Below are 25,013 nucleotides of genomic sequence, written 5' to 3'. Positions count from 1 at the left end.
GACACGGCAGGGTGTCCCGCCGCACCAAATTAACAATCACGCCCAAACGGCCCGGTGCACGTCACGCATGGTGACGGCGCCGGGCCGTTGGTGTACATAAAATTGGTCTAATAATAAACGCCTTAGTAGCGTCGCATAATTATGAACCACAGATTGGCAATAAGACCCTGAGGTGGGCCTTATCTAGCCCAAACGGTAACAGCCATTTGCGCCCACGCAGCTTGCCGTGCATCAATACCATCACTATCGATAGTATTAACTTTCTCAGCAAGGCTACGAGTCTCCGCAAACTTGGCATGTGCAACCGTGTCGGCCTTTGCCCGCAATGAACGCTTGGCCTTTCTATTCTCTTCTTTAGTTAACAAGAACTTGTTACCAATACGATCACTATCTTCAACATTCGCATTCAACTCCAACACCTTCACGTCATTCAGATCGATGTCTTCAACTTCGTTACTATATGCAAGTTCTGACAAAATGTACTTCGCTGCTCGTTCAGTTTTAACTGAAGCGGTAAGGATGTCGTTGGCAAACTGCCTATCAGAGGTCATTTGCTCCGAGATAGCGTGATTAATTTCAGCAACTGTATTAATACTGCCCCGATAAAGATTATTGGCGATGGTTGCAAAGGACTTCTCATACTGGTTGGCAACAAGGCCACCAATTGTAAAATTGCGAACCGTAAAGGAAATAACTTTAAATAAAACTACCCCAATATCATGTTCATTGAAGGTATCATCACGATCAATCATAACCAAAATTAGCGGGTAGAAAGTTTTTGCGCCCAACAAATTCAGCACATAAAGATTTCGGATAACGACTTGGTCACTAAAGATGGATTCTTTTCTGGGATCGGAGATTGACACATAAAAGTCAGACAATTCGGCAAGTTTTTTAACAAATTCACGAGCTTCGTTGGCAGTCTGAATTTTTTGGCTAAGTGACCGGTACAATTTCTTTTCCGTGGTAAACGGTTCAGTTGCGTTCCAGTATGAACGTATAAATTTAGTCGCAACTGACGAACTATACCCCAAAGGATCCATCATCTGATCCCAATAATGCTTGATGGTATCATCACCCTTAGCTTTGCGGAACAAATGGTTTTTAAGTAAGTCCGAGCTATCGAGATCACGCCCACGCGCATTGAGGGTTTCAAAAATAATGAACGCACTAGACTCATCGTTGGTAGAAATTAGCATCACAAATTCATGCTCCAGCAGCATCTTCTTTTGCAATTCCAAATATTCTAAACGTTCAGGAATAGTTTTGCGCGTCTTAAATGCGGCTTGAATTTTATTATTGAAGTAATTATAGGCCTTAACAAAATTCTTTTCGCTATCAATTTTAGCCTGCTTGCTATACGCCTCAAATTCATTGGGCACCTGAATTAATTGCCGAAAGTAGTCACTGAGTTGCTCAGACTGTGTGAAAACATAGTTGCCATTACGACAAATCAAATCATTTTGAATATCTTCGGCACGAACCTGTGCTTTAGGACTGTCAGTTAGGTGCGCAAACTGGTCACGGAGAAGCGCCAACATGATTACTACGGTCGTTACGCGCTGTTGGCCATCAACGATGTATGCACGTCCGTCAAGATTGTTAACAACAACTTGGCCCAGAAAATGGTCATCCTCATCGCTGCTTACAACTTCCTGCAGATCCGACCAGAAGTCCTCCCACTGGTTAACATCCCACGCATAACCGCGTTGGTAAGCTGGAACTGCAAAGTTGGAATTCTCGGTCAGCAAACTCTGAATCGATTTACGTGCAAAATTCATTTCGGTCATAATATCCCTCCATCACCATGAGCCATTAGTTAACTCCCTTAATTGTAACCGCATGCTTGCCATATTTACAGCAAAAAAACCAGTCATAAAAGAGGGCAACAAATCAGCGCGAACATCGCCATGCATTACTCCTTTACTCAGTCGCCAATTCGATCAATATTCGGATCAGCTCAAAGACGGAGCTGAAACACAATGCCCGACCACCAACTCACGTACGACGAAGTTTACCAACAAGTCAGAAACCTTGCAGATGTTGATTGCTCAGGCACCAGCGGCATATTGCGATTGCGCGAGCGTACACCCCAAGCGCTACAATCTATGGCTTGGGTCCGACACCAAGTTACTCGACGAAACCCTTGAACACGACCTACCTTATTAGGCAGCATCTACCCGTAAATTTATCACCACATACCAAAAGCCGCCCATCCCTGAGCGGCTTTTAGCGTATAAATGACAGTTCGGGCTTAACATCCACAAATCGGCAGAAATCAATGGATTGCCGCTGGCATCCCCCCTTAACGGATCTTCGTTACCTTGTTGTGCGCGTTCATCTGAACGTGCATCTTGGAAATACTGATGTAGCCTAACTTCTTAACCAAGGTGTTCTGGACCTTCTTGGACTGGATATACTTGATGAATGCATCAGCAGCCTTGTTGTCCTTGCCCTTTGGCGTGTACATGTGTTCGTAGGACCAGATGCGCCACTTGTTCGTTGCGACGTTGGCCGCGGTGGGCTTAACACCGTTAACGTTGACCGCCCGCAGACCGTGATTAACGTAAGCAAAGGCGAGATAGCTGATTGCGCCCGGCGTGCTTTCAACTACCTTCTGCACGGCGCCGTTAGAATCCTGCTCCTGCGTCTTAATGGCCGTGGCCCCCTTCAGGACGGCATTTTCAAAGGTGGCTCGGGTACCACTACCGGCCGCACGGTTCACTACCACGATGGTTTGGTTTGCGCCGCCCAACTGCTTCCAGTTGGTGACTTTGCCCGTAAAGACTTCGCGCAACTGCTTCATGGTTAGCGAGTGAACACTCACGTCCTTGTTGACCACTGGCGCCATACCGACTACCGCTACTTTGTGGTCCACCAATTTGCCCGCCTTGATGCCCGTCTGCTGAGCGGCAAAGATGTCCGAGTTCCCAATTTCCACGGAACCATCCTGCACCTGGCTGAGGCCAGTACCAGATCCACCGCCCTGGACTGACAGGTTAACCTGAGGGTGACTCGTTTGGAAATCCTTCGCGGCCTGCTCAACCAGCGGCTGTAATGCCGTTGACCCCACGGCGATCGTTTTTCCTGAAACCGTGGCCGCGTGAACCTGAACTGTACCGTTATGGGCCACCACCCCACCAACTACAATGGCGCCCAAGGCAACGGCGACAGTGACAAGCTTACTTAACTTCATCAGCAATTACCTCTTTCTTCGTGCATTAACAAGAACCATCCCGATTACAAAGATAATGATAGCCGGGGCGTGTAACGGAACGCTGCATGCGTACGTAAAGAAGTGTGTTGTCTTTGTATCGGTCAATCACGGGTTTTACATCGGGTCCAACCGCCCACCGGCAAAAAACGGGGCCCCTCTTCTCGAGGGACCCCGTTACGGTGGTACTGTTGTTAGTCTGCCGCGAAGACGTGGTCCTCGTCGAGCATGTACTGAAATTCAATCTGGTTACTAGTGAGGTCGATCCGAAATAGTCCGGTCATCGCGGTCTGCGCGTCTGTCAGCGCCACAAAGTACTCGTGGTCACTCCCCGCGACCCGCTGCATGGCACCGTATTTGCCTTGAAACCCTTGTTGCCGAAACTGCTTGATGATCCGAATCATTTCAATCTGCGTTACTTCACTACTTTCACTACTCATTGCTACGTTCCCCAATCATTCTGACCTGTAATCGCCGCGCGGCCAAGCCCTCAATCGCGCGCTTCAGCCGCGCAGAGCCTGCGCATGGCCACGTGGGCGCCCGTAAGGACCAACCCATGGCGCAAAAAAGCACTCCCCCCGAAAGTGGAGTGCTTCCCGAATCCATCAGGTAATTACTTGCCTAACTTTTCCTTGTTCGTAACCTTCAGCTTGTCATCAAAGTCGTAGACAACTGGTTCGCCAGTAGCCATTTCGAGGTTCATGATGTCAGCATCGGAAATGTTTTCGATGTACTTAGTCAGGGCACGCAGAGAGTTACCATGTGCAGCGATGATAACGTTCTTGCCGGCCAGCAGGTCTGGAGCAATGTGGTCTTCCCAGAATGGGATAACACGTTCCAGAGTGACCTTGAGGTTTTCACCACCAGGGATGATCCGTGGGTCCAAGTCAGCGTAACGACGGTCTTGTGCTGCTGACTCTGGGTCATCAGCATCCAACAATGGTGGCAACACGTCGTACGAACGACGCCAGATGTGCACCTGTTCGTCACCGTACTTCTCGGCCGTTTCCTTCTTGTTCAAGCCCTGCAGAGCGCCATAGTGACGTTCGTTCAGACGCCAAGTCTTCGTTTCTGGAATCCAAAGCTGGTCAGCTTCTTCCAGAGCGTAGTGCAACGTCTTGATTGCACGGGTCAAAACGGAAGTGTAAGCCTGATCAAACTGGATGCCAGCTTCCTTCAGCTTCTTACCAGCTGCCTTAGCTTCTTCAACACCCTTTTCGGACAGGTCAACATCGTGCCAGCCAGTGAACTGGTTGGACAAATTCCATTCGGATTGACCATGACGAATCAGAACCAATTTTGCCATGTTAACAATTACCTCACTTTTTTAGTTACCAAACCTTGCTTGGCATTTACCTTCCCATTCTACACTAACTGCCCTAGTGGTTCCACCTTCGTTTGTAGCCGGCGCCACCAGCCGCACCGAACCACTAGGTAGCACGAAATCCCGCCCACTCGGTGACAAACCACCAGCAAACGGGGTAATCGGCAAAGCTATTTTCAAAGTGATCGCCACTAATCGGCGACTACTGGTCACTCACGTCACGACCCGGCGCCGCGGCTTTGTTCGTGGCCCCTGACTTGCCGGACTGCTGGACCCCCAGAATATCGAGCAGGAAGGTGAAGACCGGAATCCCCACAATCAGACCCCAGGTGCCCCAGATGTGCTCAGCAAACAGTAAAACCACAAACGTAAAGAAGATCGGTAACTGCGTGCGGCTACTCATAAACTTCGGGTTGAGAACGTAAGATTCCAGGATGTGAATGACGATGATCATCACGATGATCGTCGCGACGTCCTGCCAGCCGCCCACCGTGTACGCGATGATGGACAGCGGGACGACCGAAATAATGGCCCCCGCAACGGGAATCAGCGACAACAGGAAGACCATGATGCCCAAACTCGGAATGTTCGGCATCTTCATGAATAAGAGGGTGATAACCGTGATGGTGGTGTTCACCAACGCAATGACGATTTGTGCTTCCAGGACGATCCCAAACGTATTGATAAACTTCTTGGCAAAGAAGCTGACGTCGGCAAAGAACCAGCCGAACGTTGAATCCAAAAACTTCTGGCCAAAGGCGTTGAGCGAATCCAACTCAATCGTGTAGAAGAAGCTCAGCAACAGCGACAACAAGAACGTGACGATCATCCCACCGATGCTTGTGAGCGCGCTGAGTAGCGTGGTGACGGAGTTTTGCAGTTGTTGCTTCAAGTTCATCTTTGATAGCTGCTTCAACCCCCACTGGATTAGCTGGTTATCATCGAAAGCCTTGCTGTTGTAAAACTTGCTGACCGAATTAAACAGGTGCAAACTCTGCTCCCCGATCATCGGGGCGTACCGCGTAATGACGTAGTACAGTGCCGCCAGCAGCAATAAGTACACCGGAATGACGACGAACAGCGGTCGCAGGCGTGGGAGGAGCCGCTGCACCCAGCGAATCAGTCGGATAATCAGAAAGGTAAAGATGAACGTTAACAGTATCGTGCTCATCAGGTCACGGACCAGCCATAAGACCATGACGATAACGAGCAGTACGGCCAGCCGCCGTACCCGGGTGTGATGAACAAAACGTTGGTAAGGGGTCATGTAAATCCTCCAGTTCCCAGTAACACGGAAATAAAAAGCCGGCACTATACCTAGGTACAGTTCCGGCGGTCAATTACTATGTGGGGTTACTCATCTTCATCAGCCGTCGAGTTAATGGCCACGTTGGAAATATCACGCGGCGGTTGGGCAGCCAGGTGGGCGACCACCGACGTCAATACCGGAATTGGCGTCAGGAAGTTCTCGCCGATCCACCGTACCGTTACGGCGTAAAGCCCTGAGGTAACAAACGACTGCCAGAACTCGGCGTAAGTCCCGGTAAACCACGGTCGCTTGACGTTCTGGTCAAAGAACTTGCCCACCGTGCGCGCAAAGCAATCATGCAGGATCTGGTCCCCACCGGACACAATGGCTAGACGAAAGCGGGTCGAATGATCCCGGACGAATTCAAAGTAACGGGGAATGATGTTTTCCGCGTTCAGCGGCTCCACTTCACCCAGCTGGTCGATCAAATGATCCATCTGGGAGCTAAAGTAGTCGTCCAATACGTCCTGCTTGGACTTGTAATTACGGTAAAAACCCATCCGGGAAATTCCTGAACGCTGAGAAATAGCACTCACCGTAATCTCATCCAGTGGCTGGTCCTCCATCAGCAGGAACAACCCCTCTTGGATACATTCGCGACTAAACGCCTGCTGCTCGCGTGTATATTCAGTTGCCATGCCGTCACCTCCAGTCCAGTAAATGTCTACTTGTTGTCCATTAAACCACACTTTATCAATACCGCCAATATATCCGTGACAAGCAGGGGGGCGGTGTCACAGATACGCCCCATGCGTGGTCTAGCGGTGATTATGGTTGTTACGCGGTCCTCAATGTCGGGCCGTGATTCAGGTTATTTATAACACTTTCGGTTTCATACTGGTATTAAAATTCCGATATTTGACCAATCGACTTGATCTACCAAACAGTAATAGCCGCCACACCCATCCGGTGTTGGCGGCTATCATTCAATGTCTGAATTAACGTACCACGATGACGCTGGCCTTAGCGTTGCGCGTGACAAACGCAGACACACTGCCCAGGTGGTTGTTGGAGCGCTCATGCGTCCCAACAATGATCAGGTCGGGCTTGAATGCCGGCGCTACTTCTTCAACGATTACGCGGCCCGGCTTGCCTTCCGCCACAATGGGCTGCGCATCCTCAACCCCGAACTGCGTGGCTTTGTCCACGTAGGTATCCAGATTGTGGGTGATTTCTGCCCGCCGCTGCGCCAGGATATCCGGTGACAGTGACTGAAAGATGTTCATATCACCCGTTTCCAGCACCGACACGATGCCTAACGGAATACCGTAGATTTTGGCCAGGGTGCAAGCGTAGTTGAACGCCCGCCGGCTGGACTCATCATCATCGTCGTCGACCGCCAGTAGCAACCGCTTAAAGTGTAGTGACTCAACCTGAAAATCATCTTCAGTTACCATTCGCTTCAACCTCCTTAAGGTTGCCTTTGAGTTCAGCAAAATAACGCTTGTACAGTTTATTATAACCGAAAAATAGTCGGTGCAAGAGGACCCAGCGCGGAATGCTAAAGTCATGCGGGTCAAAAATCGTCGTGCCCACATGTGCCTGGTCGATCAACGTCAACGCCTGGTTCTTCAACGCGCTGTCTGGGGTGTACCGTTTAAAAATATGCCGCGGTACGCCCAGCCACAGGTACGCCCGCCGCGGATCGTCGTGTGCGTAAACCGTGTTGGTCTGATCCAGGTCACGGGTCACGTAATCCCGCACCAGCCACTCGGCAATATTGTAGCCGTTGAGGGTGAGAAAGTAACCGCTACGGCCTGACCGCATGTTAATCTCAAGTAACTTGTACGTCTGGTCGCGGTCATCAAACTTCAAGTCTAAGTTCGCCAAACCGGTGTAACCAATACCCTCCAGGAAGGGCTGAACCAGGTCGCACAACTCGCGATCATATGCTGGCAACATCGCCATTACGTTCCCAATAGCCGCTGGGGACGGGTCAACCAGTAACGGCCGTCCTACCGACATCAGCTTGACGTGATGCTGCTGATCCACGTACGCGTTGATCACGCGCATGTGGCTATCATCCCCCGGAATAAAGTCCTGTAGTACTAGGTCGCAACTATAATCCTGCTCGTAGATACGGGCCACGATCGTGTTGAGCTCCACCTGGGAGTGGATCGTAAACACCTTTTTCCGACCCCGAAAGTTGATGCCTTGCCACTCCACGGACTCGGTAGGTTTAAGCATGACAGGAAAACTAAACGGTGACGTAATGGCCACCCCGCTGTCGTACATTGCCCGGGTAATAATTTTGGTTTCTGGGTAGGGTAGATCATAATCCCCACACAGGTTGTAAAACTGTTCCTTATCATTTAATTGCTTGAGTAAATCATAATCGACGCTGGGACAAACAAACCGTGGGTCCAATTCGTCTTTGTGCCGCGCCACCAACTCGGCGTACGTATCAGTGCAAGCCACCAACAACAGTGGTCCGTCCTGCTCGTCGTACCGTGCCGCTACGTCATGCATTGCCGCCACAAACGTGGCATCTTGATCTAATTCTGGTACCACGTGAACGTGCACAATGTGCGACCAGCGCGTCGGTACGAGTTGGTTACGGGCAAAGGCGTCCACGGGCTGCCCGGTTAATGCGTAGAAGTTACGCGCCATGCCATAGGTGGTCGCGTCACTGCCTAGCAATACCGGCCGATAGTCGTTTGGACTAGCCATAAACACTCTCCCTTTGGTATCTTCCTGTCAAATAGTGCGGTTCTAGTATACCACAGGGAACGGTCCACCTACGCAAGCGCTTTCAATAATACACAGGTGCGTCGTGGACTACTTGTCGCTGGCGTAGCGCCAAGTACCGGTAACACCAAGTTTTTTCCGCCAGTCACCAAAAATGATGTACTGAAATCGAAGTCAGGGAGGAAGGAAACCAGTGCCAGTGGCCGGCCACTTTGAACAGGATTCCCAGGTGACCGCGCCGGAAGTGATTAGCCCAGACGAATCACCGCCGCCCTCCTGGCACCAATTATCGCCAATCTGGTCAACTTCAGTATTAGCGGCATAATTTTCGGGGATAGTTTTTCTCGCCAGACTTCGTGTTCGACACTGAGCAGCACTAAGCTGGTGTCGTGGTCTATTTTCATCATCGCTGTGCTACTGATACTGGCCCTCACGTAGTAATAAACGGTGCAACGAAGATGGGTAAAGTCAGCGTGTACCATATCAAGGATCACAAAAGGGGCCAGCAAACGCCGGCCCCTTTTTCGTTGCAGCTTATAATTTAAGCCCGCCATTTTCGCTACTATTCAAGTTCCTCGCCGTTAGACTGAATAACACGCTGATACCAGTAAAAGGAGTCCTTACGAAGGCGCTTCCCGGAACCATTACCCTTATCATCCAAATCAACATAAATATAGCCATACCGTTTACTCATCTCGGCCTGTGAATAACTAACTATGTCGATTGGTCCCCAAGAAGCATAACCAATCACATTCACTCCGTCCTTGACCGCCTCCCGCATAGCAGCAATGTGCTGACGTAAATAGTCGATGCGGTACGAATCATGAATCTTGCCATTTTCAACCTTATCAAGAGCACCCAAACCATTTTCAGCAACAAATAGTGGTAGATGGTACCGATCCCAGAGATTGTTAAATGCATAGCGGAACCCAGTGGGGTCGTATGACCATCCCCAAATGGACGCATCAAGATGGTTATTAGCTTGTTGCTCATTAGGCTTATCTGCCGAAACAACACTACTGGAGTAATAACTAAAGGCAATATAATCAACCGTGTTACGCCGAATAGTGTCTAATTCGTCCTGCGTGACCTTAAGATTGATATCATGCTCCTTGAAGTAACGCTTCATGTAGCCTGGATATTCGCCTAAAACCGTCACGTCGGTGAAGAAATAGGACTCTTTCTGATTGAGCTGATACGCGGCCATGACGTCTTCAGGCTTGTCGCTTTGAGGATACATGGACGTATAACCCAGCATCATCCCCATTTGCAGGCCCTTATTGAGGCTGTGTGCATACTCAACGGTCTTAGCATTTGCCACAAATTGGTGATGAACAGCCTGAAACTTAGCCTGCTCCTGATTGGCATGCTCGCCCTTTAAAATACCCAAGCCTGCGAATTCACCCCAACCATACACATCGTTAACTTGATTAAAAATAATCCAGTATTTAACTTTATCCTGGTACCGATCCAATAGCACTTTGGCAAACTTCAAGAACAGATCAACTAGCTTAGGGTTAGACCACCCACCATACTCAGTGATGAGGTAGGTTGGCATTTCGTAATGCGAAATTGTCATAACGTGCTCAATGTGTAATTCGAGCATCTTGTCAATCAACCGATCATAAAACTTAAGCCCTTCTTCGTTAGGGCTTCCCTCATCGCCACGAGGAAAAATCCTGCTCCAGCTAAATGACGTTCTGAAGCATTTAAAGCCCATTTCTGCCATCATTTCCAAATCACTGGCAAACGTGTGGTAAAAATCAATTCCTCTACGCCGAGGATAATTCCCTTGTTTATCATTGAGTGCCCGCTCAATTTCTTCACGGGTCACGTTTTCCCCAAAAGAACCCAACCGACTATACTCATCGGGTAATAGCATAATGTCGGCTTGACTTGGGCCACGGCCATCAACATCCCAAGCACCTTCAGCCTGGTTTGCCGCAATGGCACCGCCCCACATAAAATCAGGTCGAAATCCTTCTTGTGCATGCAATAAATTCTTATCCATTAACTATAACCTCCATTACTAGATATCTTCTCGACGGACCTTACTAAACATATCTGCAAATTGCGTGGCAAACTGATCGTAATCATCACACGCTAGTAACAACTCTACGTTGTGTTTAATTGATAGTGCGCTAATCATGACCTGTAGCAGTTCACCAAAAACATGGACCGCTTTATTACTAACGGCAATCATGATTATTAACCTGCAACTACTTTCCGCGCTCCACTTAATAGGTTTATCATTCATGATTACTAACATAACTGTGTGCTTAGCCTTCATACGCATAGTGTGCGGAATAGCAACATTACCAAAATTTGTTGCTGCCAATTTTTCGCGCTTCAAAATTTCGTGGATAAACTTATCATCCGTGTACCCCTGACTCTCAAATTGTTGTGCGCCAAAATCTAGTGCTTCTTGCTTTGTTTTAAATTGCATATGGTTGAAAAATAGGTCTCGCGATAAATAACGGTGAAGGTAACCAATATTTTTTAGCACCCAATCTTGGTGTGCAATTTGATCAATTTCCTTATGCAAACGGGCAATATCGATACTCGAAAGTAACGGAGATACCCGCACTACCCGTTGATCCGGCATCGTCTTTAGCGATTGCGTAGTAATAATGAGTCGTGAATCAAACTGAATCCCTCCACCAGGAATATCCTGCATGACCTGTGTAACTCGAAGCTCATGCCCAAAAACATCATCAAGTCGCTCTAACAGACTCGTAGCCATATCGTAATACTCTGGTACAACCACAACAGCGTTGATTAAGTGGTGTTGATCGTTTTCCAGGTATGCTCCTAAATGCAACAATAGATAAACACTCTCACAATGATCAATGGTCAAATGCAGCTCATCTGATAACGCTTCAAGCATGTAAAGAGCCATCTCATAAAGTAATGGATACTGTTGCGTTAGCTGGCTAAAATCCTCAGTTTGCGGACTTTGCCCAAATCTGACCCGACTAACCATGTTGTTGACGTGAATAATGAAGCGTACTTGAAAGCTAGGATCATTCAGCTGCAAATTATATTCGTGGCTGGTTTTATCAATCACTTGCAAGCATGCATCAACAACGCGTTTGGGTACGTACTGCTCCAAATCCTCTATACCTTGCTTATTAGTATCACGCGCAATAGTTTTACCCACCAGCGCCAAGGTTAATGCACTAACTTCGTATTCATTAAATCGAAGGTTAAATTGTTGAAAAAGGCGGTCAGTTATCTGGAGCGTTAATTCATATTCCTCCCGACTCTTAAGGCCTTTATTTTGAATAAATTGACTATAGCTGTTACCCTGCATGATGCGGTTGATGGAAATTGCATAGTGTAGCAGCAAATCATTCATTTCATAACCATTAATAACTAAGTCCTTTTTGTTAACTACCGAGGTAATAATTTGCTGGAGGGAATCTATCGAAATATTGGGAATTAGATGTGCTAAATTAAATGGACCTGGTTGTAAACGACCTAAACTCCTTAACTGTTCACCTGCAAACCGGTGAAATAAGCGACGTCGACTATACTCAGTGCCCTCCAAAGTAAGCATGGCCTTACTCAATTTTATCTGGACGTCATTTCCTTTGTTCTCATGATTAAATTTAGCCACTGCATCCTTAATCGTTGCCTCCGAAAAATAGGTTTGGTTAATAACCGATTCAAGTGACACGCTACCTTGCGACGAAGCAAAGAGGATACCAAACAGCTGATTTTGTATATTTTGTTTTGGCGTATCTAATAGCGCACTATTTAGTGATTTTATCCGGTAGCCAAATTGCCCAGACTCTATTACAGAAGAGGACGCATTAATACTATTGACATGGTTACGTATTGTACGAGTGCTAACCCCAAATTGAACTGCTAATGTCTGCGCTGATTGCCAATTGCGATGAGCGTGCAAGAACTTAACTAGATCACTATCCTGAAGTTTCATATTGAGGTCTCTCTCACTTTATTCGTCATCACCCGACTGTTCTTGCTTCAAAGCCACACTGTCAGCTGCCCGGAAGAACGGCAAGTAAACAAGCCAAGAAATAATAAATAGTACAACTACATAAATCACACCGCGCAATGACTTGGTGGCAAAAAAGGCAAAAATAGGAGTTGGCAGGTACCACAGTCCAAACACGTGAGCCGGAATAGGTACAAGGCCCAATTTCATAACTACCCATGCTGAAATTGGGCCAAGTAGTCCCATAATCCACATTGGCACCATCAAAATTGGGTTGAACGCAATTGGTGCACCAAACACAATTGGCTCGTTGATGTTAAAAATCGACGGAATCAAGCCCGCACGTCCAACCATCTTCATCCGAGCTGATTTGGCCATAAAAGCCATCATAATGGCTAATGCTAAGGTTGCACCGCCACCACCAATAACAAACATATCGATAACTTCGTCAACAAAGATATGCGTTGGGGCGCCACCATTAGCTACCTGTTGGGCATTAGCAGCAATACCTGGCAGGGCAATTGCAATTTCGACTGGGTAAATAATCCAGCTGGAAATACCAAAAGTGTACAAAAACGAATAGCCCAAGAAAATAATGAAAACAAAACCGCCAAAACTGCCACCAATCTTAACTAACGGCATTAATACACTAGTAATTGACGCAGACATATTGAAGTGCAACTGGAACGTGAACAGCCATCCAATGAGTAAAACAACAATAATCGGAATCAACGTGTTAAACCACGTAGCAACAAAATCAGGCAAACTGGAGTCTTCACCGAAAAACTGGAACTTGGAAGCAATGTTCATCACAAAACCGACGAACAGCCCTGATACCAGCGCGGCCAGCATCCCACCAGTGCCTAACAAGTTGATATTGAGGACCAAATTCCCAGCCTTAGTAAACGAGGGATACGTCACCAACAAGAAGAATGCAATACCGGCTAACCCTGCCGCCTTGGCAACATCCTTATGGTTTTTGTGGGTCATAATGGCCTCAGGCAACAAATAGGATAAAAATAATGAGAATAGTCCAAAGCTAAAGGTACTCAACATCGAAAAGTCTGGGAATCCCTTCCAAACGTTCTGAACGAGTGACAATATCGTCGCAAACGACCCAATGAAAATCATTGGAATCGCTGTTAAAATGGAATCTTGCACGGATGCTACCCATGGATTTTTGACAATCTTATTTGCTTTAGGAGCAAATACATCCGTCATCCATGTAATCAGCTTCTTCATGACTTTTCCTCCTTCAAAGACTTAAATACCGGCACCAATTTCTCAGCCATAATCAATTCACTCTGAATTGTCATTAAGGTATCTTGCGCATGCCCAAACAAGACTGAGTAAGGAATGTATTCTCCGTTTGCTTCCCTCTGCAACATGTCCGTTTGATTCTTGTGCGCAATGGTTATTTCCTGCCTAGCATCGTGCAGTAACTGATGTAACTGCTCAAAGTCAACGGTATCGCCCGCGAGCAAATCGAACACTTTCATGATGGTGTCACGAGCATTTCCAGCATGTAAAATAACCTGCATCGAGATGAGATTCAGATTTTCACGTAACGTTTCTTCCTTAGCTTCCATACGACCCTATCCCCTGTTTAATTCCTCGTTTGCAAAAGTAACTAATCCCGCGCCATCAAGTGCTCCATATACCTTTTGAGGAATAATGGCCACCTTGACCCCATACTGATCAGCCTCCTTCTGCGCATCGTGCAGCATATACTTAAGGTGTGGTGCAATTAGTAGTAAATCTACCCCCTGGAGAAAGTCTCCCAGTTCAGAATCACTACGCGCCTTAAACTCCAAATCGGACTTAGCCTTCTTTGCCGCCTTACGTCCAGCAGCAGCCATAAAACCGCTTGATGCTCCACTACCACAAACCAGTAAAACTTTTGCCATAGTTATTTCCTCCTGTCATAATTTTTCTACGCTTTAATAGTAATCGCTTACAATTAGGCTTAGAGCCAAAGTTGTTTCCGGGGGTAGGAAACTTTTAGTGTACAAAATTGTTATTAAAAATAATCCTAGAATTAAAATGTGGACGTAAGCATTCCGTGATATTTGCACAAATGTTGTTGCGCTTAATTTCTCAAATTAGAATTTGTTGGCGTTCATTTGATCACATAAAAATACCCCAGAGCCATCCTTTACAAGAATCACTCTGGGATATTTAACAGATATTAAGATTTAAATGTTAATCGTTGCAGTCATCCTCAAAGATGAACTCACGCTGTTGCTGCTGCGTGTACAGGTATTCTTTCAGCGCCTGCGCAATTACTTCCGCGTTGCTCTCACCCGTCGCCTGGGTCTCTTTGGCCAGCTGGTCCATAATGTCAGCTGGTAGTTTGATCGTGATGTCGGTGGATTCAGTCATATTGTCATACTCCTTCTACTACGTGAAACGTAGCATCTCAGCTACAGACATCTTACTAACGGCCTTTATTTTAACACAACTGGCGATTGCTAAGGCATCCACCCTTAGTTATCCCTATCGTATCATTAGTTGACTACTTACTTTTGGTTAGTGTATACTATACCTTGTAGATAGGAACCAGTTACTAACGCCCCAACCTGAGGAGGCTGATAGGATGAAGATTAACATTAAACCAGCAGCACAAGAATATTTGCGTAACAAGATTCGCGATACGGACAACGTGTTCCTTGCGCTGGACGACGGCTCCAGCAAGTATTCCATGGTCGGCGGCACCTGTACCATTGGTAGCAGTTTCCAGTTAGTACTACGTGACGATGCAGATCCCGATTACGCCGATCCGATGGAAAACAACGCCAACCTGGCGTTGACTACGGGCAGCGAAGAGAGTACGTTCCTCGGCAACGGCCTGAACCTGGATTACAAAAACGCCGCGCTAGTACTGCGCGATGACAGTGGCATTATCGATGGTAACGTCACGGTTGCGCGCTACGTACCCCAGAACTTGGACACTGAGGAACTGCGTCAGCAGATGCAGGCCCTGGGCGTTAACATCTGTGGTGCCTAGCCCAAACAAAGCGACCACGGTCGGTCAACCGTGGTCGCTATGACCCAACTCAATAATATGGTAACAACCGCCCCACCGGTACCCCTTTACCGGTGGGGTATTTTTGTTGCACTGCAGTCGGGCAATCCACACGCGGCCATTATGCTCCCACTTGCCGCATCAACGCCACCATGTACCAGGCACCTTCCTGGTAGTCACGGACACGCAGGCTTTCGTTTGGCGCGTGGGCCCCGCTACCATAGTAACCGCAGCCAACCGATACAATTGGCACATGCAGCGTGTCGGCTACGGGTGCTTGGGGCCCGCCACCAGCGGAGTTGGGCACAACCCGTACGTTGTCAGCGCCGTACACCGACTTGGCGACGTTGGTGGCTGCCTGGAAGAATGGATTCTCCAGGTCGGAACGGAACGGATCCTCCCCCAACTTAAAAGTCATCTCGACATCTTTGAATCCATTCCGGTCGAGCTATGCCCGGATGAGGTCAAAGCAGGCCTGCGGAGTCTGTCCCTGGGCCAGCCGGCAATCTAACTTGGCGTGGGCTTCTCGTGGGATGACGGTCTTCACCCCATCCCCGGTATAGCCGGCATTAAAACCATTCACGGTCAGGGACGGTTCGTTCACGCTCGCCAGCTTAGGGTCGTCACGTAGGTATGGTTGCCGTAACCCCGCCCGCTGGCGCAAGCCATCCGCGTCAAAGTCCATCCGGTCAACCGCCTGCTTGGTCGCCGCAGACATGGGTGCGACCAAATCATAGTACCCATCGACAGCTAAGCGTCGGTCGGGCGTCCGCAGCGAGTGCAACGCGTCGATCAACCGCCACGCCGCGTTATCAACGTAAGCACCGAGCGATGAGTGCAAGTCCACATCCGCCGTCCGCACGCTGAGGTCGAACGCCAAAATACCTTTGACCCCACCAGTCACGGTGAAGTGTTCCTGCCCGTTCTTACTGCCGCCTTCCCAAACGCAGACATCAGCGGCCAAATCCGCCGCGTGGTGCTGCACATAGTCGGCAAAGTGGCCTGAGCCCACTTCTTCTTCACCTTCAACCACGAATTTAAGGTTACATGGCAGCCCACCGTGATCCTGCAAGTAACGTACGGCCGTCAACCGGCACATCAGTTCACCTTTGTCATCCCCAATCCCCCGGGCCCGCACGGTACCATCATCCTGGAAGGTTGGTTCAAACGGCTCGGTGTGCCATTCGTCGAGGGGTTCCGGCGGTTGAACATCGTAGTGGTTGTAGAACAACATCGTGTGGTCTGACGCCCCCTGGAACTGGGCAAAGACGACGGGGTTGCCGCCCAGCTCATCCCACTGCGTTACGTAACTGGCACCCAACTCGCGGAAGGTGTGTTGCAGCCAATTGGCGGTCTCCTGAATGCCGCGGTGCTGCGCGGAGACACTCTCCAAGCGCACGTACGGTGCCAAATGGTCAAAGTAATCACGGGCAAACTGTTCAACGGTGGCCCGTTCGGTACTGGTTGCTGATTCTGTATTTGCCATAACGTTAATCCTCCTTGCATGCTTGTGTACAGGGTACTTGGCGTGGACTGGTGCGGGCAAAGGCCGCTTACGCTAGCGCTTTTACCCGCGGGGCTCCGCTCTCTAGTCAAAACGAGCTGCACCCCGCAAAAGCTACCGCATAAGGCATGCCCCCCCCCAAGGCCAAACCAGGGCCTTTCGGCGAGCCTGCCTTATGCTAGCGCTTTTACCCGCGGGGCTCCGCTCTCTACTTCAAATCGACCCCACGCCATCCTGGGTTGCCGCCGGCCGCATTATCAACCATGCCGGTCAGCTTCGTGTTCCGCAGGTAGTTTGTCGCGTTCTGGTACAGTGGGATGACCCCTTGTTCCTTCATTAACAACTTCTCCGCCTTGACCATATCGTTCCACCGCTCGGTCTCGTTGGCCGTCGTGTGGACCGTGTTCATCAGGCTGTCGTACTCAGAATTGCTCCAACCACCGAAGTTGTAGGAATTACCCGTGACCATCATGTCCAAGAACGTTGTCGGATCGTAGTCGGGACTCCAGCTCGTCAGAATAACATCAAAGTCATTGCCCAACAGGTCCTTGACCCGCGTCGCCTTAGGTACCTTCTTCACCGTGACCTTCAAACCCTTCAGGTTCTTCGTCCAGGCTTCCTGCAGGTACTGGGAAATCTGGTCCCACTGGTCATCCTCATCCACGGTCAGGTTGAAGCTGAGACCGTTCAGCCCCAACTCTTTGAGCCCCTTAGCCCAGTACTGCTGTGCCAACTTCCGGTTGTAACTTACCCCGCTGTTGGCCGGGTCATTTTTGACGTAGGCTTCCTGAGCAAAGTCGGTGCCGGTCTTCGGGTTCTGCCCCAGGTCGCGGGAAACAAAGCCGAGTGCCGGTTGCGAGCCATCGGCCAACGTGTTCTGCGTGAACGTCTTCCGGTCGATTGATAACGACAGCGCCTTGCGAATATCCACGTTGTTGAAGGCCCGCTTCAAGGTATCGTTACTTGGCGCCTTTTCATTAGTGACCACGTAGGTGCCCACCCCAGAAAGGACCTGCTTGAATGACTTGTCGTTTTTTTCATTTTTGACCTCATCCCCAGATAATTCGGTTTGGTCCAGCTGGCCCGACTCAAACATATTTAAGCCAGTTGACGTGGTCTTAACTACCTGGTATGTAACTTTGTCCAGGTGCACGTTCTTTTTATTCCAATACTTATTGTTCTTCACCAGCGTCCAGGAATCGTTGGTCCCGTTCCAACTCTTCAGCGTGTACGGGCCATCATACCCAGTCTTGGCGGCGTTGGTGCCGTACTTACTGCCGTACTTCGTGACCACGCTACGTTCGGCCGGCAAAAATTCGGCGTTCGGCATCATCGACAGGAACGTGGCCATTGGGTGTTCCAGGTGTACGACCAACTTGTAGTCACCATCAGCCTGGACACCCAGGGTCGACGGGTCCTGTTTACCACTATTAATGGCGTCCGCATTCTTGATACCGGAGTAGCGGTACGCGTTGACCGCTTTGGTCTTAGGATCAACGTTCCGGCGCCAGGAATAAACAAAGTCGTGGGCGTTCAACGGCTTGCCGTCCGCCCACTTGGCGTCGTGGCGCAGTTCAAAGGTGTAGGTCAACCCATCTGCGGATTTGGTCCAAGATTTAGCGATGCCGGGCTGCAGTTTGTTGTGCTTGCCCATCACTACCAAGCCTTCCTCAACGTTGGTCAACACTTCACCGCTGGAAGTATCGGCCGCCTGCGCCCCGTCCAGCGTTTCTAGCTGGCTCGGAATGGATACCGTGATGGCCTTGGTGGCGGATGCACTAGCTTTGCTATTGCCACAGGCAGCTAACAGCAGTACTGACGCTGCCGTTGCTGCCAACAAGCCGACTCTTGCCGGCCAACTCCCCTTGTGACGATTCACTGTCTTCATAATTAGATCCTCCCATGGACTGTTTGTATTAACCCAATTAGTTAACTGACTAATATGTCACCGTGCTGCGGTTACCCGCGGGGATACACCCTCTTGCCTCCTTGGTAAACCTGCTTATCCGCCTGCCGGACCGCATCCACATCGTCTAGCGGGTTCTCCCGCAATACCAGGAAGTCAGCGTACTTGCCGGCCGTCAAGGCACCGTACTCGTCGCTGACCCCTAACAAATCGGCCGAGTTGCGCGTCGCCGCGTACAGTACGTCCTGCGGGGCCATCCCCACTTTGTGTACCAGCAGGTGCAGCTCATCCCAGTACCCGGTGGCAAAGTCGTTGAACGGCGTTCCCGCGTCGGTCCCCGTGGCGAACGGTACGCCGGCCTTGACCGCCATCTTCATGTTCTTGAAGAACGCCTGAGCAAAGTCGCTCGCCTTGCGCACCATGTAGTCCGGGATCTTACCCGCACCGTGTTCTACGATGCCCTCGACTGCGTTCAACGTCGGGACTAAGTACACCTGGTGGTCCTTCATGAACTCGGCTTCCTCTTCATCAAGGAAGATGCCGTGTTCAATTGAATCCACGCCAGCTTCCAAAGCCAACCGGATCCCAGACGTGCCCTGCGCGTGGGCTGCAACCTTGCGCCGGCGGGCATGGGCCTCCCGGGTCGCAACCGCCATCTCCTCCTTGGTGAACTCCGCGTCCAGCGGGCTGTCAGCGACCGACATAACCCCGCCAGTTGCCATGATTTTGATCACATCGGCACCGTTCTTGAAGGCCTGGCGCACCGCGTGACGCATCTCATCCGGCGAATCCACCAAGTACGACTCGTTGCCGGTGTGGTGTGGGCTGTCGCCGTGACCACCCGTCGCACTCATGGCCCGGCCGGAAGCCACCACGTGCGGCGCTGGGAAACCGTATTCTGCTTGCGCGTTCCGTAGCTTGACGTCCACGTCGTAATCCGTCGACAGGTTACGGACGTACGTAACCCCGGATTCAAGCAGGTCCTTGAGGTTTTGCAGGGCCAGCAACGTGGTCTCGGCTTCACTCCGTTCACTCGCAGCCAACTGGTGGGCGTTACTACCCAAATGCACATGGCAGTTCATCATCCCCGGCATCACGTACTGGCCGTCGCAATCCACCGTAGTATCGGCAGTCGGCGCCGTGCCCGTACCGGTAGCGGCAACTTTGCCCGTCGCGTCGTCCACCGTCAGCCAGCTATCCGGCGTAAAGCCATCGTGTTCCCCATCAAAAAGTGCCAAGTGCGTATACAGTGTTGTTGTCATGTTATTTTTCCTCACTTTCAAAGTTTGTATGGTGGTCACTACTATATGTGTCGTGGTCCGATTATCCGGCTAATCCCCCACGTTGAGGCGTTTACGGGTATGAAAAATGGCGCCCCACCACCAATTTCAGTGTGCAGAGCGCCGGCTCGTATCACTATTTGACGTCGAGTCGGCCTAGTTCAGCTATATCCGCGTTATTTCATCACCGGCACTCGTGCCGACAATAAAACCCGCAACTAACGAATGACTGCAATCGGTGTAATAATCACCTTTGCGATCATGGTAATTGCGGGTATTTGGATTGCTTCTAGGCGTTCAACGTTTTGGTTCATCATGGTTATTCCTCCACGGGTACGTGTTGGGCGTACCCACTGCACCGGGTGTCAGCCACCCGGAGAATAACCGTTAGCGTCGTGGCGGCGTCCCATAAAACCGCCACTAACGATTATTCATTAACTGCATCAGCGTGTGGGACAACGTTAATGCTAATAATCGCCGGAATAATAATGATGCTAATCTGGTTGATCTTAGTCATAATCAATTGCCCCTTTCACTGTGGAAGATTTTCCTCGTCCTCGAGGATGGGATTAGCATATAGCAAAACAATGAGGGTCGTCAACACCTTTTTCACATTTTGTCTTAATATAACGTACAAAAAGATAAAATGTAAGTGATCAATTGCTATTCAATAGCGCAATTGGTGGTTAAAGCTTGCCCTAATTAATTACGCTCGTTAGACTAATTAGCCACTAAAAAATCGCACCCCCCGATTGGAGTACGACTTGTTGGTATTGATCCATGCTGGTTCTACACTGCCATTTCCGCGTTGGCCGCAATGGCCGCCGCAAACGTTTCGTACGTGTGCGCATCAAACGCGACGATACGTACCCGCCGCACGTACTGACACGTGCGCATGGTAGCCATTAACGTCCGCACGGCCACTGGCGCCGCTTTGACCAGCGGAAAGCCATACACACCCGTACTGATCGACGGAAAGTCGACCGTCCGGCACCGGTGCGCGTCCGCCACCAGTAGACTATTGCGGTAGCTATTCGCCAGCAACTCACTTTCACCGTAACCGCCACCCTGCCAGACAGGCCCCGCAGTGTGGACCACGTACGCCGCCCGCAGATCAAACCCGGGTGTGATTTTAGCCTCACCGACCATACACCCGTTCAACCGCCGGCACGCCGCCTGTAAACGGGGTCCAGCCGCACGGTGAATGGCACCATCCACACCACCACCGCCCAGCAGCGATGGGTTGGCTGCGTTCACGATGGCGTCACTGCGGCTCTTAGTAATATCGCCGCGGATCACACTAACATTGATTTTCATGGCTGCACCCCCTTTATTGTTAAATTTATAATAACGCCTGCAGTAGGGGGTGCCAAGCGCTTTGCGTGCTTTGTAACTCAGCCGTAACGATTGTCATTTTGCGGTCTGTACCAAAGTGCCACAGCTATTATGTGGCGATTGCTGACCCGAATCCATAACAACACTTAATTATGCGGTAACCGCGCTAATTGTTCTTCCAACCACTGCACGTATTGGCGTTCCCGCGTCAAGGCGTGGTCTAAGATCAGGTAGTGACCAAATTGTTGACTGGCTGCGTCCGGGTCGGCAAACAGTAGCTGTCGGCGTGCCTCCAGGTGCTGCAGCCACTCGCGGTGAATTCTCAGCTGCTCTTTGATCATCCCCGGTAGCCGGGTATCATCCGCCCGTTGCACAAAGTAAAGCTTGAGGACAAATTCATCCTTGGTCGTCGCCATGGTGGGCGTTGGCGACCCCACCCATGCCGTGAGCACTGCCTGTCCCTCCGCAGTGTTACGGTACCGCTTCTTCTCCAGCTTGGTGCCCGTCACCTCAACCGTATGTGCAATGAGCCCCTGGGCCTCCATCTTGCCCAACAACGGGTAGATTTGGCTGTGCTGCGCCTGCCAAAACTCACCAATTTCGTGGGCAAAATCTTGGGTCAACTCGTAGCCCGTGCGGGGTGCTTGGCTCAGCAACCCCAAGATGATGTACTGCAAAGTATTTCGTTGTGCCATGTACGCGTCCTCCGCTTGACTTCCTTTGCCCTCCAGTATATATTAATCAAGTTGATAAAAACATGTAAATATTTACACGTTTAAAAATACTGGATTAGGAGTAACGATAATGACAGCACACAATGACATGAACAAAAAGTTCGCCACCCTCGATGATTTCCTGGGCACCTACTTTATCTACACCTACGACAACGGTTGGGAATACGAATGGTACGCCCACAATGACCACACCGTTGACTACCGGATCCATGGCGGCATGGTTGCCGGCCGCTGGGTCACGGGTCAGGAAGCCAACATCGTGATGCTGGTACCCGGCATTTACAAGATTGCCTGGACGGAGCCAACCGGGACCGACGTTGCCCTCGACTTTATGCCCAACGACCACCGGATCAACGGCACGATCTTCTTCCCTAAGTGGGTTCAGGATCACCCAGAAATCACGGTCACGTACCAAAACGAACACATTGACCTGATGGAAGCAGCCCGCGAAAAGTACGAGACGTACCCCAAGCTGGTCGTACCCGAATTTGCCCAAATCACTTACATTGGCGATGCCGGTCAAAACAACACCGATGTCATCAACGAGGCCCCTTACGCGGGTATGACTGACGATATTCGCGCCGGTAAGTTTTACGACGACAACTACAAGCGACTGAGCAAGTAATCCGTTGTGAGTGGCGCCCCAGTTGCGACCCCAAGACCATCCCCCCAGTGGGAGCAGAGTACAACACCGGTTAACACCCACATCAGCAGGGAAAAACCACGAAGACAGCATCTTCGTGGCTTTTTTTGACGCCAAGACCATTACTTGCCGCCCGACACCGGTGGCTATTCCCAGCCCCGTGACAGACCGGAGACAGCGCGTTGCATCGCCAAGGCCATAACCGTCGTTATCAATGCTAGAATAGTTAGGTATTCAAGATGGGAGATATACATATGCATTCTTGGCGTTACATTACGGCCGTCCTCCGCGAATTCTGGGCGCACTGGGTCAGTTACTTCGTGCTGATCAACATGGTAGGGGTCCTCCTCAGCCTGCTCGTCATCCCCATCTTGCGGTGGCTCACCCGGGCAGTACTAGTCACTGGGGGCGTGCCCTACCTGACGTTGACCAACGCCCCACAGGTGGCCCTGCAACATCCGGCCGTCACCGTGGGGTTACTGGCAATTGGTATCAGCGTTCTGGTATTGATCTACCTGCAGTTTGCCGTGCTCCTGATCGGCGTCGACCGCATCCACCGGCACGATGGCCACGGCTGGCGGGGATTATGGCAAAGCGTTTGGGGGAGCCTGCGCCATTTGCGCTGGACCTCACTCTTTTTCTTTGCCCCCTACTGCCTGATTGTCATCCCCGCTGCGGGCCTGATCGTCGGTTCCAGCCTGCTGGCCAAAGTTCGCGTACCGATTTTCATCACTGCGTGGCTGCTCGAACGGCCGCCCCTAGCCGCACTGGTCGGCCTGCTGTACATAATCATGACCTACCTCGCCGTCCGTTGGCTACGCGTCCTGCCACTCGCCATTCTTGGCCAACAGCACCTGCGTGCCGCCGCCCGCCAGAGTTGGCGCGCTACCCGTGGTCACTGGTGGTTCTACTTTGTCCGCGCCACGTTACTCGGCGTGACCGTCTGGGCCATCGCGTATGTGTGGTCGGAGGCCTGGATCGGTATCCAACAGCTCTGCGATTCCTACGCGTTTGCGTACCCCGCCGCTATTGTCACCATGACCCTGATGGTGGTTGGCAAAGTCATCTTGGGCGCGATGGGCAGCACGGCTTGCTTGCTGTTTCTGCTTGAACCGCGCGCACTTACCCGTCCCGTTCTGCCCCGTATCCAGCCGCACTACCGGCGTGGCACCCTGGTGACTGCGGGCCTGGTCGTCACCGGAGCGCTAGTGGGCTTGGTAGCCTTCAACGCGGTCTACCTCAAAGGAGCGGCGGCCGACCACCCGCTGACCATCTCCCACCGCGGGGTCGACGGTAACAATGGCGTCCAAAACACCATCCCCGCCATGCGGCGTACCGCGCGGGAACACCCCGATTACATTGAGATCGACGTTCACGAAACTAAGGACGACCAGTTTGTCGTTCTCCACGACGAAAATCTGCGTACCCTAGCTGGGATTAACAAGACACCCAAGCAGCTCACCCTGAAACAACTACAGCGGATTGTCGTGCACGAACACGGCCACCACGCCCATTTGGCCAGTCTCGACAGCTACCTCGCGGCGGCCGACGCTCGGGGGCAAAAGCTCATTGTGGAAATCAAAACAACCAGCCACGACAGTCGTGGCATGCTGACCCGCTTTATCCACCGCTACGCCCATACGCTCATCGCCCACCACGACCGGGTGCACTCCCTGAATTACCACGTGGTGACCACGCTACGGCGCCGGGTTCCGCACCTCTACGTCAGTTTCATCCTGCCGTACGCCCTAGTCCTGCAGCAAACCGACGCCAACGCCTACACCCTAGAGGAAACGACCCTCGATGATAGCTTCGTAGACGGTGCGCATAACCACCACCAAGCCGTTTGGGCCTGGACGGTTAATGACGCCGACAGTATGGAGCAAATGCTGTTCATCGGCGCTGACGGCATCATTACCGACCACCTGCGCATGTTGCAACGGACCATCCGCACCCACAATGACCACCCGTCATACGCGGAGCGCATGCAGTTTTTCAGTAACTCGCTGGACGACGTGGCCGCACAAAGTGAAGTCGACTGAACGCAAAAGGGCGGCGCATCGCATCCTCATTGGTGTGATTCGCCGCCT

General features: G+C 50.7%; 23 protein-coding genes. 3 read left to right on the top strand and 20 right to left on the bottom strand.

The genetic code is table 11. The annotated features are described in order from the left end of the window. Window positions 1–179 precede the first annotated feature (179 nt). The 14 genes from FD19_RS08020 to FD19_RS07950 form a co-directional block, all read right to left on the bottom strand. Window positions 180–1,790, bottom strand: coding sequence for a DUF262 domain-containing protein (locus FD19_RS08020; RefSeq protein WP_056969666.1), 1,611 nt, complete (start codon window positions 1,788–1,790; stop codon window positions 180–182). 515 nt (window positions 1,791–2,305) lie between these two features. Continuing rightward, window positions 2,306–3,196, bottom strand: coding sequence for a phosphate ABC transporter substrate-binding protein PstS family protein (locus FD19_RS08015; protein ID WP_054750708.1), 891 nt, complete (start codon window positions 3,194–3,196; stop codon window positions 2,306–2,308). 212 nt (window positions 3,197–3,408) lie between these two features. Then, window positions 3,409–3,654: a hypothetical protein gene (locus FD19_RS08010; protein ID WP_054750707.1), complete on the bottom strand. Its 246-nt coding sequence runs from the start codon at window positions 3,652–3,654 to the stop codon at window positions 3,409–3,411. Between the two features lie 173 nt (window positions 3,655–3,827). Further along, window positions 3,828–4,520, bottom strand: a complete 693-nt coding sequence (locus FD19_RS08005; RefSeq protein ID WP_056969665.1) for a 2,3-diphosphoglycerate-dependent phosphoglycerate mutase — start codon at window positions 4,518–4,520, stop codon at window positions 3,828–3,830. A gap of 220 nt (window positions 4,521–4,740) precedes the next feature. Beyond that, window positions 4,741–5,805, bottom strand: a complete 1,065-nt coding sequence (locus FD19_RS08000) for an AI-2E family transporter (protein WP_054750706.1) — start codon at window positions 5,803–5,805, stop codon at window positions 4,741–4,743. Between the two features lie 86 nt (window positions 5,806–5,891). Beyond that, window positions 5,892–6,485 carry a TetR/AcrR family transcriptional regulator gene (locus tag FD19_RS07995; protein WP_054750705.1) on the bottom strand — a complete coding sequence of 198 codons (594 nt, stop codon included), beginning with the start codon at window positions 6,483–6,485 and terminating at the stop codon, window positions 5,892–5,894. A 300-nt stretch (window positions 6,486–6,785) separates the two neighbouring features. Next, window positions 6,786–7,244, bottom strand: a complete 459-nt coding sequence (locus FD19_RS07990) for a universal stress protein (RefSeq protein ID WP_054750704.1) — start codon at window positions 7,242–7,244, stop codon at window positions 6,786–6,788. After that, the gene (locus FD19_RS07985; protein ID WP_056969663.1) at window positions 7,234–8,517 is read right to left on the bottom strand and encodes a carboxylate--amine ligase; all 1,284 of its coding nucleotides are present in this window, start codon (window positions 8,515–8,517) and stop codon (window positions 7,234–7,236) included. The genes FD19_RS07990 and FD19_RS07985 overlap by 11 nt, the downstream gene beginning before the upstream one ends. A gap of 580 nt (window positions 8,518–9,097) precedes the next feature. Further along, window positions 9,098–10,546: a glycoside hydrolase family 1 protein gene (locus tag FD19_RS07975; protein WP_054750702.1), complete on the bottom strand. Its 1,449-nt coding sequence runs from the start codon at window positions 10,544–10,546 to the stop codon at window positions 9,098–9,100. Between the two features lie 18 nt (window positions 10,547–10,564). Further along, complete coding sequence (locus FD19_RS07970; RefSeq protein ID WP_054750701.1) at window positions 10,565–12,478, bottom strand: BglG family transcription antiterminator; 1,914 nt, start codon at window positions 12,476–12,478, stop codon at window positions 10,565–10,567. An 18-nt stretch (window positions 12,479–12,496) separates the two neighbouring features. Next, window positions 12,497–13,738 carry a PTS sugar transporter subunit IIC gene (locus tag FD19_RS07965; protein WP_056969659.1) on the bottom strand — a complete coding sequence of 414 codons (1,242 nt, stop codon included), beginning with the start codon at window positions 13,736–13,738 and terminating at the stop codon, window positions 12,497–12,499. Next, window positions 13,735–14,085: a PTS lactose/cellobiose transporter subunit IIA gene (locus FD19_RS07960; protein WP_054750700.1), complete on the bottom strand. Its 351-nt coding sequence runs from the start codon at window positions 14,083–14,085 to the stop codon at window positions 13,735–13,737. Before FD19_RS07960 ends, FD19_RS07965 begins: the two co-directional genes overlap by 4 nt. Before the next feature lie 6 nt (window positions 14,086–14,091). After that, the gene (locus FD19_RS07955) at window positions 14,092–14,403 is read right to left on the bottom strand and encodes a PTS sugar transporter subunit IIB (RefSeq protein WP_054750699.1); all 312 of its coding nucleotides are present in this window, start codon (window positions 14,401–14,403) and stop codon (window positions 14,092–14,094) included. 295 nt (window positions 14,404–14,698) lie between these two features. Next, window positions 14,699–14,878 (bottom strand): ribbon-helix-helix domain-containing protein, encoded by a 180-nt coding sequence (locus FD19_RS07950; protein WP_054750698.1) that lies wholly within the window; start codon window positions 14,876–14,878, stop codon window positions 14,699–14,701. A gap of 214 nt (window positions 14,879–15,092) precedes the next feature. Here FD19_RS07950 and FD19_RS07945 point away from each other — a divergent pair, with 214 nt between their 5' ends. Further along, complete coding sequence (locus FD19_RS07945) at window positions 15,093–15,503, top strand: iron-sulfur cluster biosynthesis family protein (protein ID WP_054750697.1); 411 nt, start codon at window positions 15,093–15,095, stop codon at window positions 15,501–15,503. Window positions 15,504–15,642: 139 nt separating this feature from the next. Here FD19_RS07945 and FD19_RS09970 read toward each other — a convergent pair whose 3' ends face one another. The 6 genes from FD19_RS09970 to FD19_RS07920 all read right to left on the bottom strand — a co-directional run bounded on the left by FD19_RS09970 (window position 15,643) and on the right by FD19_RS07920 (window position 22,241). Then, entirely contained in the window at window positions 15,643–15,939 is a 297-nt protein-coding gene (locus FD19_RS09970) for a M20/M25/M40 family metallo-hydrolase (protein ID WP_338034391.1), read from the bottom strand. A 30-nt stretch (window positions 15,940–15,969) separates the two neighbouring features. Then, on the bottom strand, window positions 15,970–17,007 hold the full coding sequence (locus FD19_RS07940; RefSeq protein WP_338034390.1) for a M20/M25/M40 family metallo-hydrolase: 1,038 nt from the start codon (window positions 17,005–17,007) through the stop codon (window positions 15,970–15,972). Window positions 17,008–17,233: 226 nt separating this feature from the next. Next, a complete protein-coding gene (locus FD19_RS07935) occupies window positions 17,234–18,913 on the bottom strand; it encodes a peptide ABC transporter substrate-binding protein (protein ID WP_056969658.1) in 1,680 nt (559 codons plus the stop codon). A 71-nt stretch (window positions 18,914–18,984) separates the two neighbouring features. Further along, a complete protein-coding gene (locus FD19_RS07930; RefSeq protein WP_056969655.1) occupies window positions 18,985–20,193 on the bottom strand; it encodes a metal-dependent hydrolase family protein in 1,209 nt (402 codons plus the stop codon). Window positions 20,194–21,000: 807 nt separating this feature from the next. Next, a complete protein-coding gene (locus tag FD19_RS07925) occupies window positions 21,001–21,528 on the bottom strand; it encodes an O-acetyl-ADP-ribose deacetylase (protein ID WP_054750694.1) in 528 nt (175 codons plus the stop codon). A 164-nt stretch (window positions 21,529–21,692) separates the two neighbouring features. After that, complete coding sequence (locus tag FD19_RS07920) at window positions 21,693–22,241, bottom strand: PadR family transcriptional regulator (protein ID WP_054750693.1); 549 nt, start codon at window positions 22,239–22,241, stop codon at window positions 21,693–21,695. Window positions 22,242–22,368: 127 nt separating this feature from the next. Here FD19_RS07920 and FD19_RS07915 point away from each other — a divergent pair, with 127 nt between their 5' ends. Both FD19_RS07915 and FD19_RS07910 read left to right on the top strand, forming a co-directional pair. Continuing rightward, window positions 22,369–22,905: a phenolic acid decarboxylase gene (locus FD19_RS07915; RefSeq protein WP_056969698.1), complete on the top strand. Its 537-nt coding sequence runs from the start codon at window positions 22,369–22,371 to the stop codon at window positions 22,903–22,905. 272 nt (window positions 22,906–23,177) lie between these two features. Beyond that, entirely contained in the window at window positions 23,178–24,965 is a 1,788-nt protein-coding gene (locus FD19_RS07910) for a glycerophosphoryl diester phosphodiesterase membrane domain-containing protein (RefSeq protein ID WP_056969653.1), read from the top strand. Window positions 24,966–25,013 lie beyond the last annotated feature (48 nt).

The sequence above is a fragment of the Lacticaseibacillus thailandensis DSM 22698 = JCM 13996 genome (genome assembly GCF_001436135.1).
GTDB classification, from domain to species: Bacteria; Bacillota; Bacilli; order Lactobacillales; family Lactobacillaceae; genus Lacticaseibacillus; species Lacticaseibacillus thailandensis.
The sequence above is the reverse complement of the archived record's forward strand: the minus strand, read 5'-3'. Positions and strand labels throughout refer to the sequence as shown.

Bases quoted from the DNA above. Each gene is read 5' to 3' on its own strand.
- FD19_RS08020 (WP_056969666.1), bottom strand. From the start codon at position 1,790: ATGACCGAAATGAATTTTGCACGTAAATCGATTCAGAGTTTGCTGACC.
- FD19_RS08015 (WP_054750708.1), bottom strand. From the start codon at position 3,196: ATGAAGTTAAGTAAGCTTGTCACTGTCGCCGTTGCCTTGGGCGCCATT.
- FD19_RS08010 (WP_054750707.1), bottom strand. From the start codon at position 3,654: ATGAGTAGTGAAAGTAGTGAAGTAACGCAGATTGAAATGATTCGGATC.
- FD19_RS08005 (WP_056969665.1), bottom strand. From the start codon at position 4,520: ATGGCAAAATTGGTTCTGATTCGTCATGGTCAATCCGAATGGAATTTG.
- FD19_RS08000 (WP_054750706.1), bottom strand. From the start codon at position 5,805: ATGACCCCTTACCAACGTTTTGTTCATCACACCCGGGTACGGCGGCTG.
- FD19_RS07995 (WP_054750705.1), bottom strand. From the start codon at position 6,485: ATGGCAACTGAATATACACGCGAGCAGCAGGCGTTTAGTCGCGAATGT.
- FD19_RS07990 (WP_054750704.1), bottom strand. From the start codon at position 7,244: ATGGTAACTGAAGATGATTTTCAGGTTGAGTCACTACACTTTAAGCGG.
- FD19_RS07985 (WP_056969663.1), bottom strand. From the start codon at position 8,517: ATGGCTAGTCCAAACGACTATCGGCCGGTATTGCTAGGCAGTGACGCG.
- FD19_RS07975 (WP_054750702.1), bottom strand. From the start codon at position 10,546: ATGGATAAGAATTTATTGCATGCACAAGAAGGATTTCGACCTGATTTT.
- FD19_RS07970 (WP_054750701.1), bottom strand. From the start codon at position 12,478: ATGAAACTTCAGGATAGTGATCTAGTTAAGTTCTTGCACGCTCATCGC.
- FD19_RS07965 (WP_056969659.1), bottom strand. From the start codon at position 13,738: ATGAAGAAGCTGATTACATGGATGACGGATGTATTTGCTCCTAAAGCA.
- FD19_RS07960 (WP_054750700.1), bottom strand. From the start codon at position 14,085: ATGGAAGCTAAGGAAGAAACGTTACGTGAAAATCTGAATCTCATCTCG.
- FD19_RS07955 (WP_054750699.1), bottom strand. From the start codon at position 14,403: ATGGCAAAAGTTTTACTGGTTTGTGGTAGTGGAGCATCAAGCGGTTTT.
- FD19_RS07950 (WP_054750698.1), bottom strand. From the start codon at position 14,878: ATGACTGAATCCACCGACATCACGATCAAACTACCAGCTGACATTATG.
- FD19_RS07945 (WP_054750697.1), top strand. From the start codon at position 15,093: ATGAAGATTAACATTAAACCAGCAGCACAAGAATATTTGCGTAACAAG.
- FD19_RS09970 (WP_338034391.1), bottom strand. From the start codon at position 15,939: ATGACTTTTAAGTTGGGGGAGGATCCGTTCCGTTCCGACCTGGAGAAT.
- FD19_RS07940 (WP_338034390.1), bottom strand. From the start codon at position 17,007: ATGGCAAATACAGAATCAGCAACCAGTACCGAACGGGCCACCGTTGAA.
- FD19_RS07935 (WP_056969658.1), bottom strand. From the start codon at position 18,913: ATGAAGACAGTGAATCGTCACAAGGGGAGTTGGCCGGCAAGAGTCGGC.
- FD19_RS07930 (WP_056969655.1), bottom strand. From the start codon at position 20,193: ATGACAACAACACTGTATACGCACTTGGCACTTTTTGATGGGGAACAC.
- FD19_RS07925 (WP_054750694.1), bottom strand. From the start codon at position 21,528: ATGAAAATCAATGTTAGTGTGATCCGCGGCGATATTACTAAGAGCCGC.
- FD19_RS07920 (WP_054750693.1), bottom strand. From the start codon at position 22,241: ATGGCACAACGAAATACTTTGCAGTACATCATCTTGGGGTTGCTGAGC.
- FD19_RS07915 (WP_056969698.1), top strand. From the start codon at position 22,369: ATGAACAAAAAGTTCGCCACCCTCGATGATTTCCTGGGCACCTACTTT.
- FD19_RS07910 (WP_056969653.1), top strand. From the start codon at position 23,178: ATGCATTCTTGGCGTTACATTACGGCCGTCCTCCGCGAATTCTGGGCG.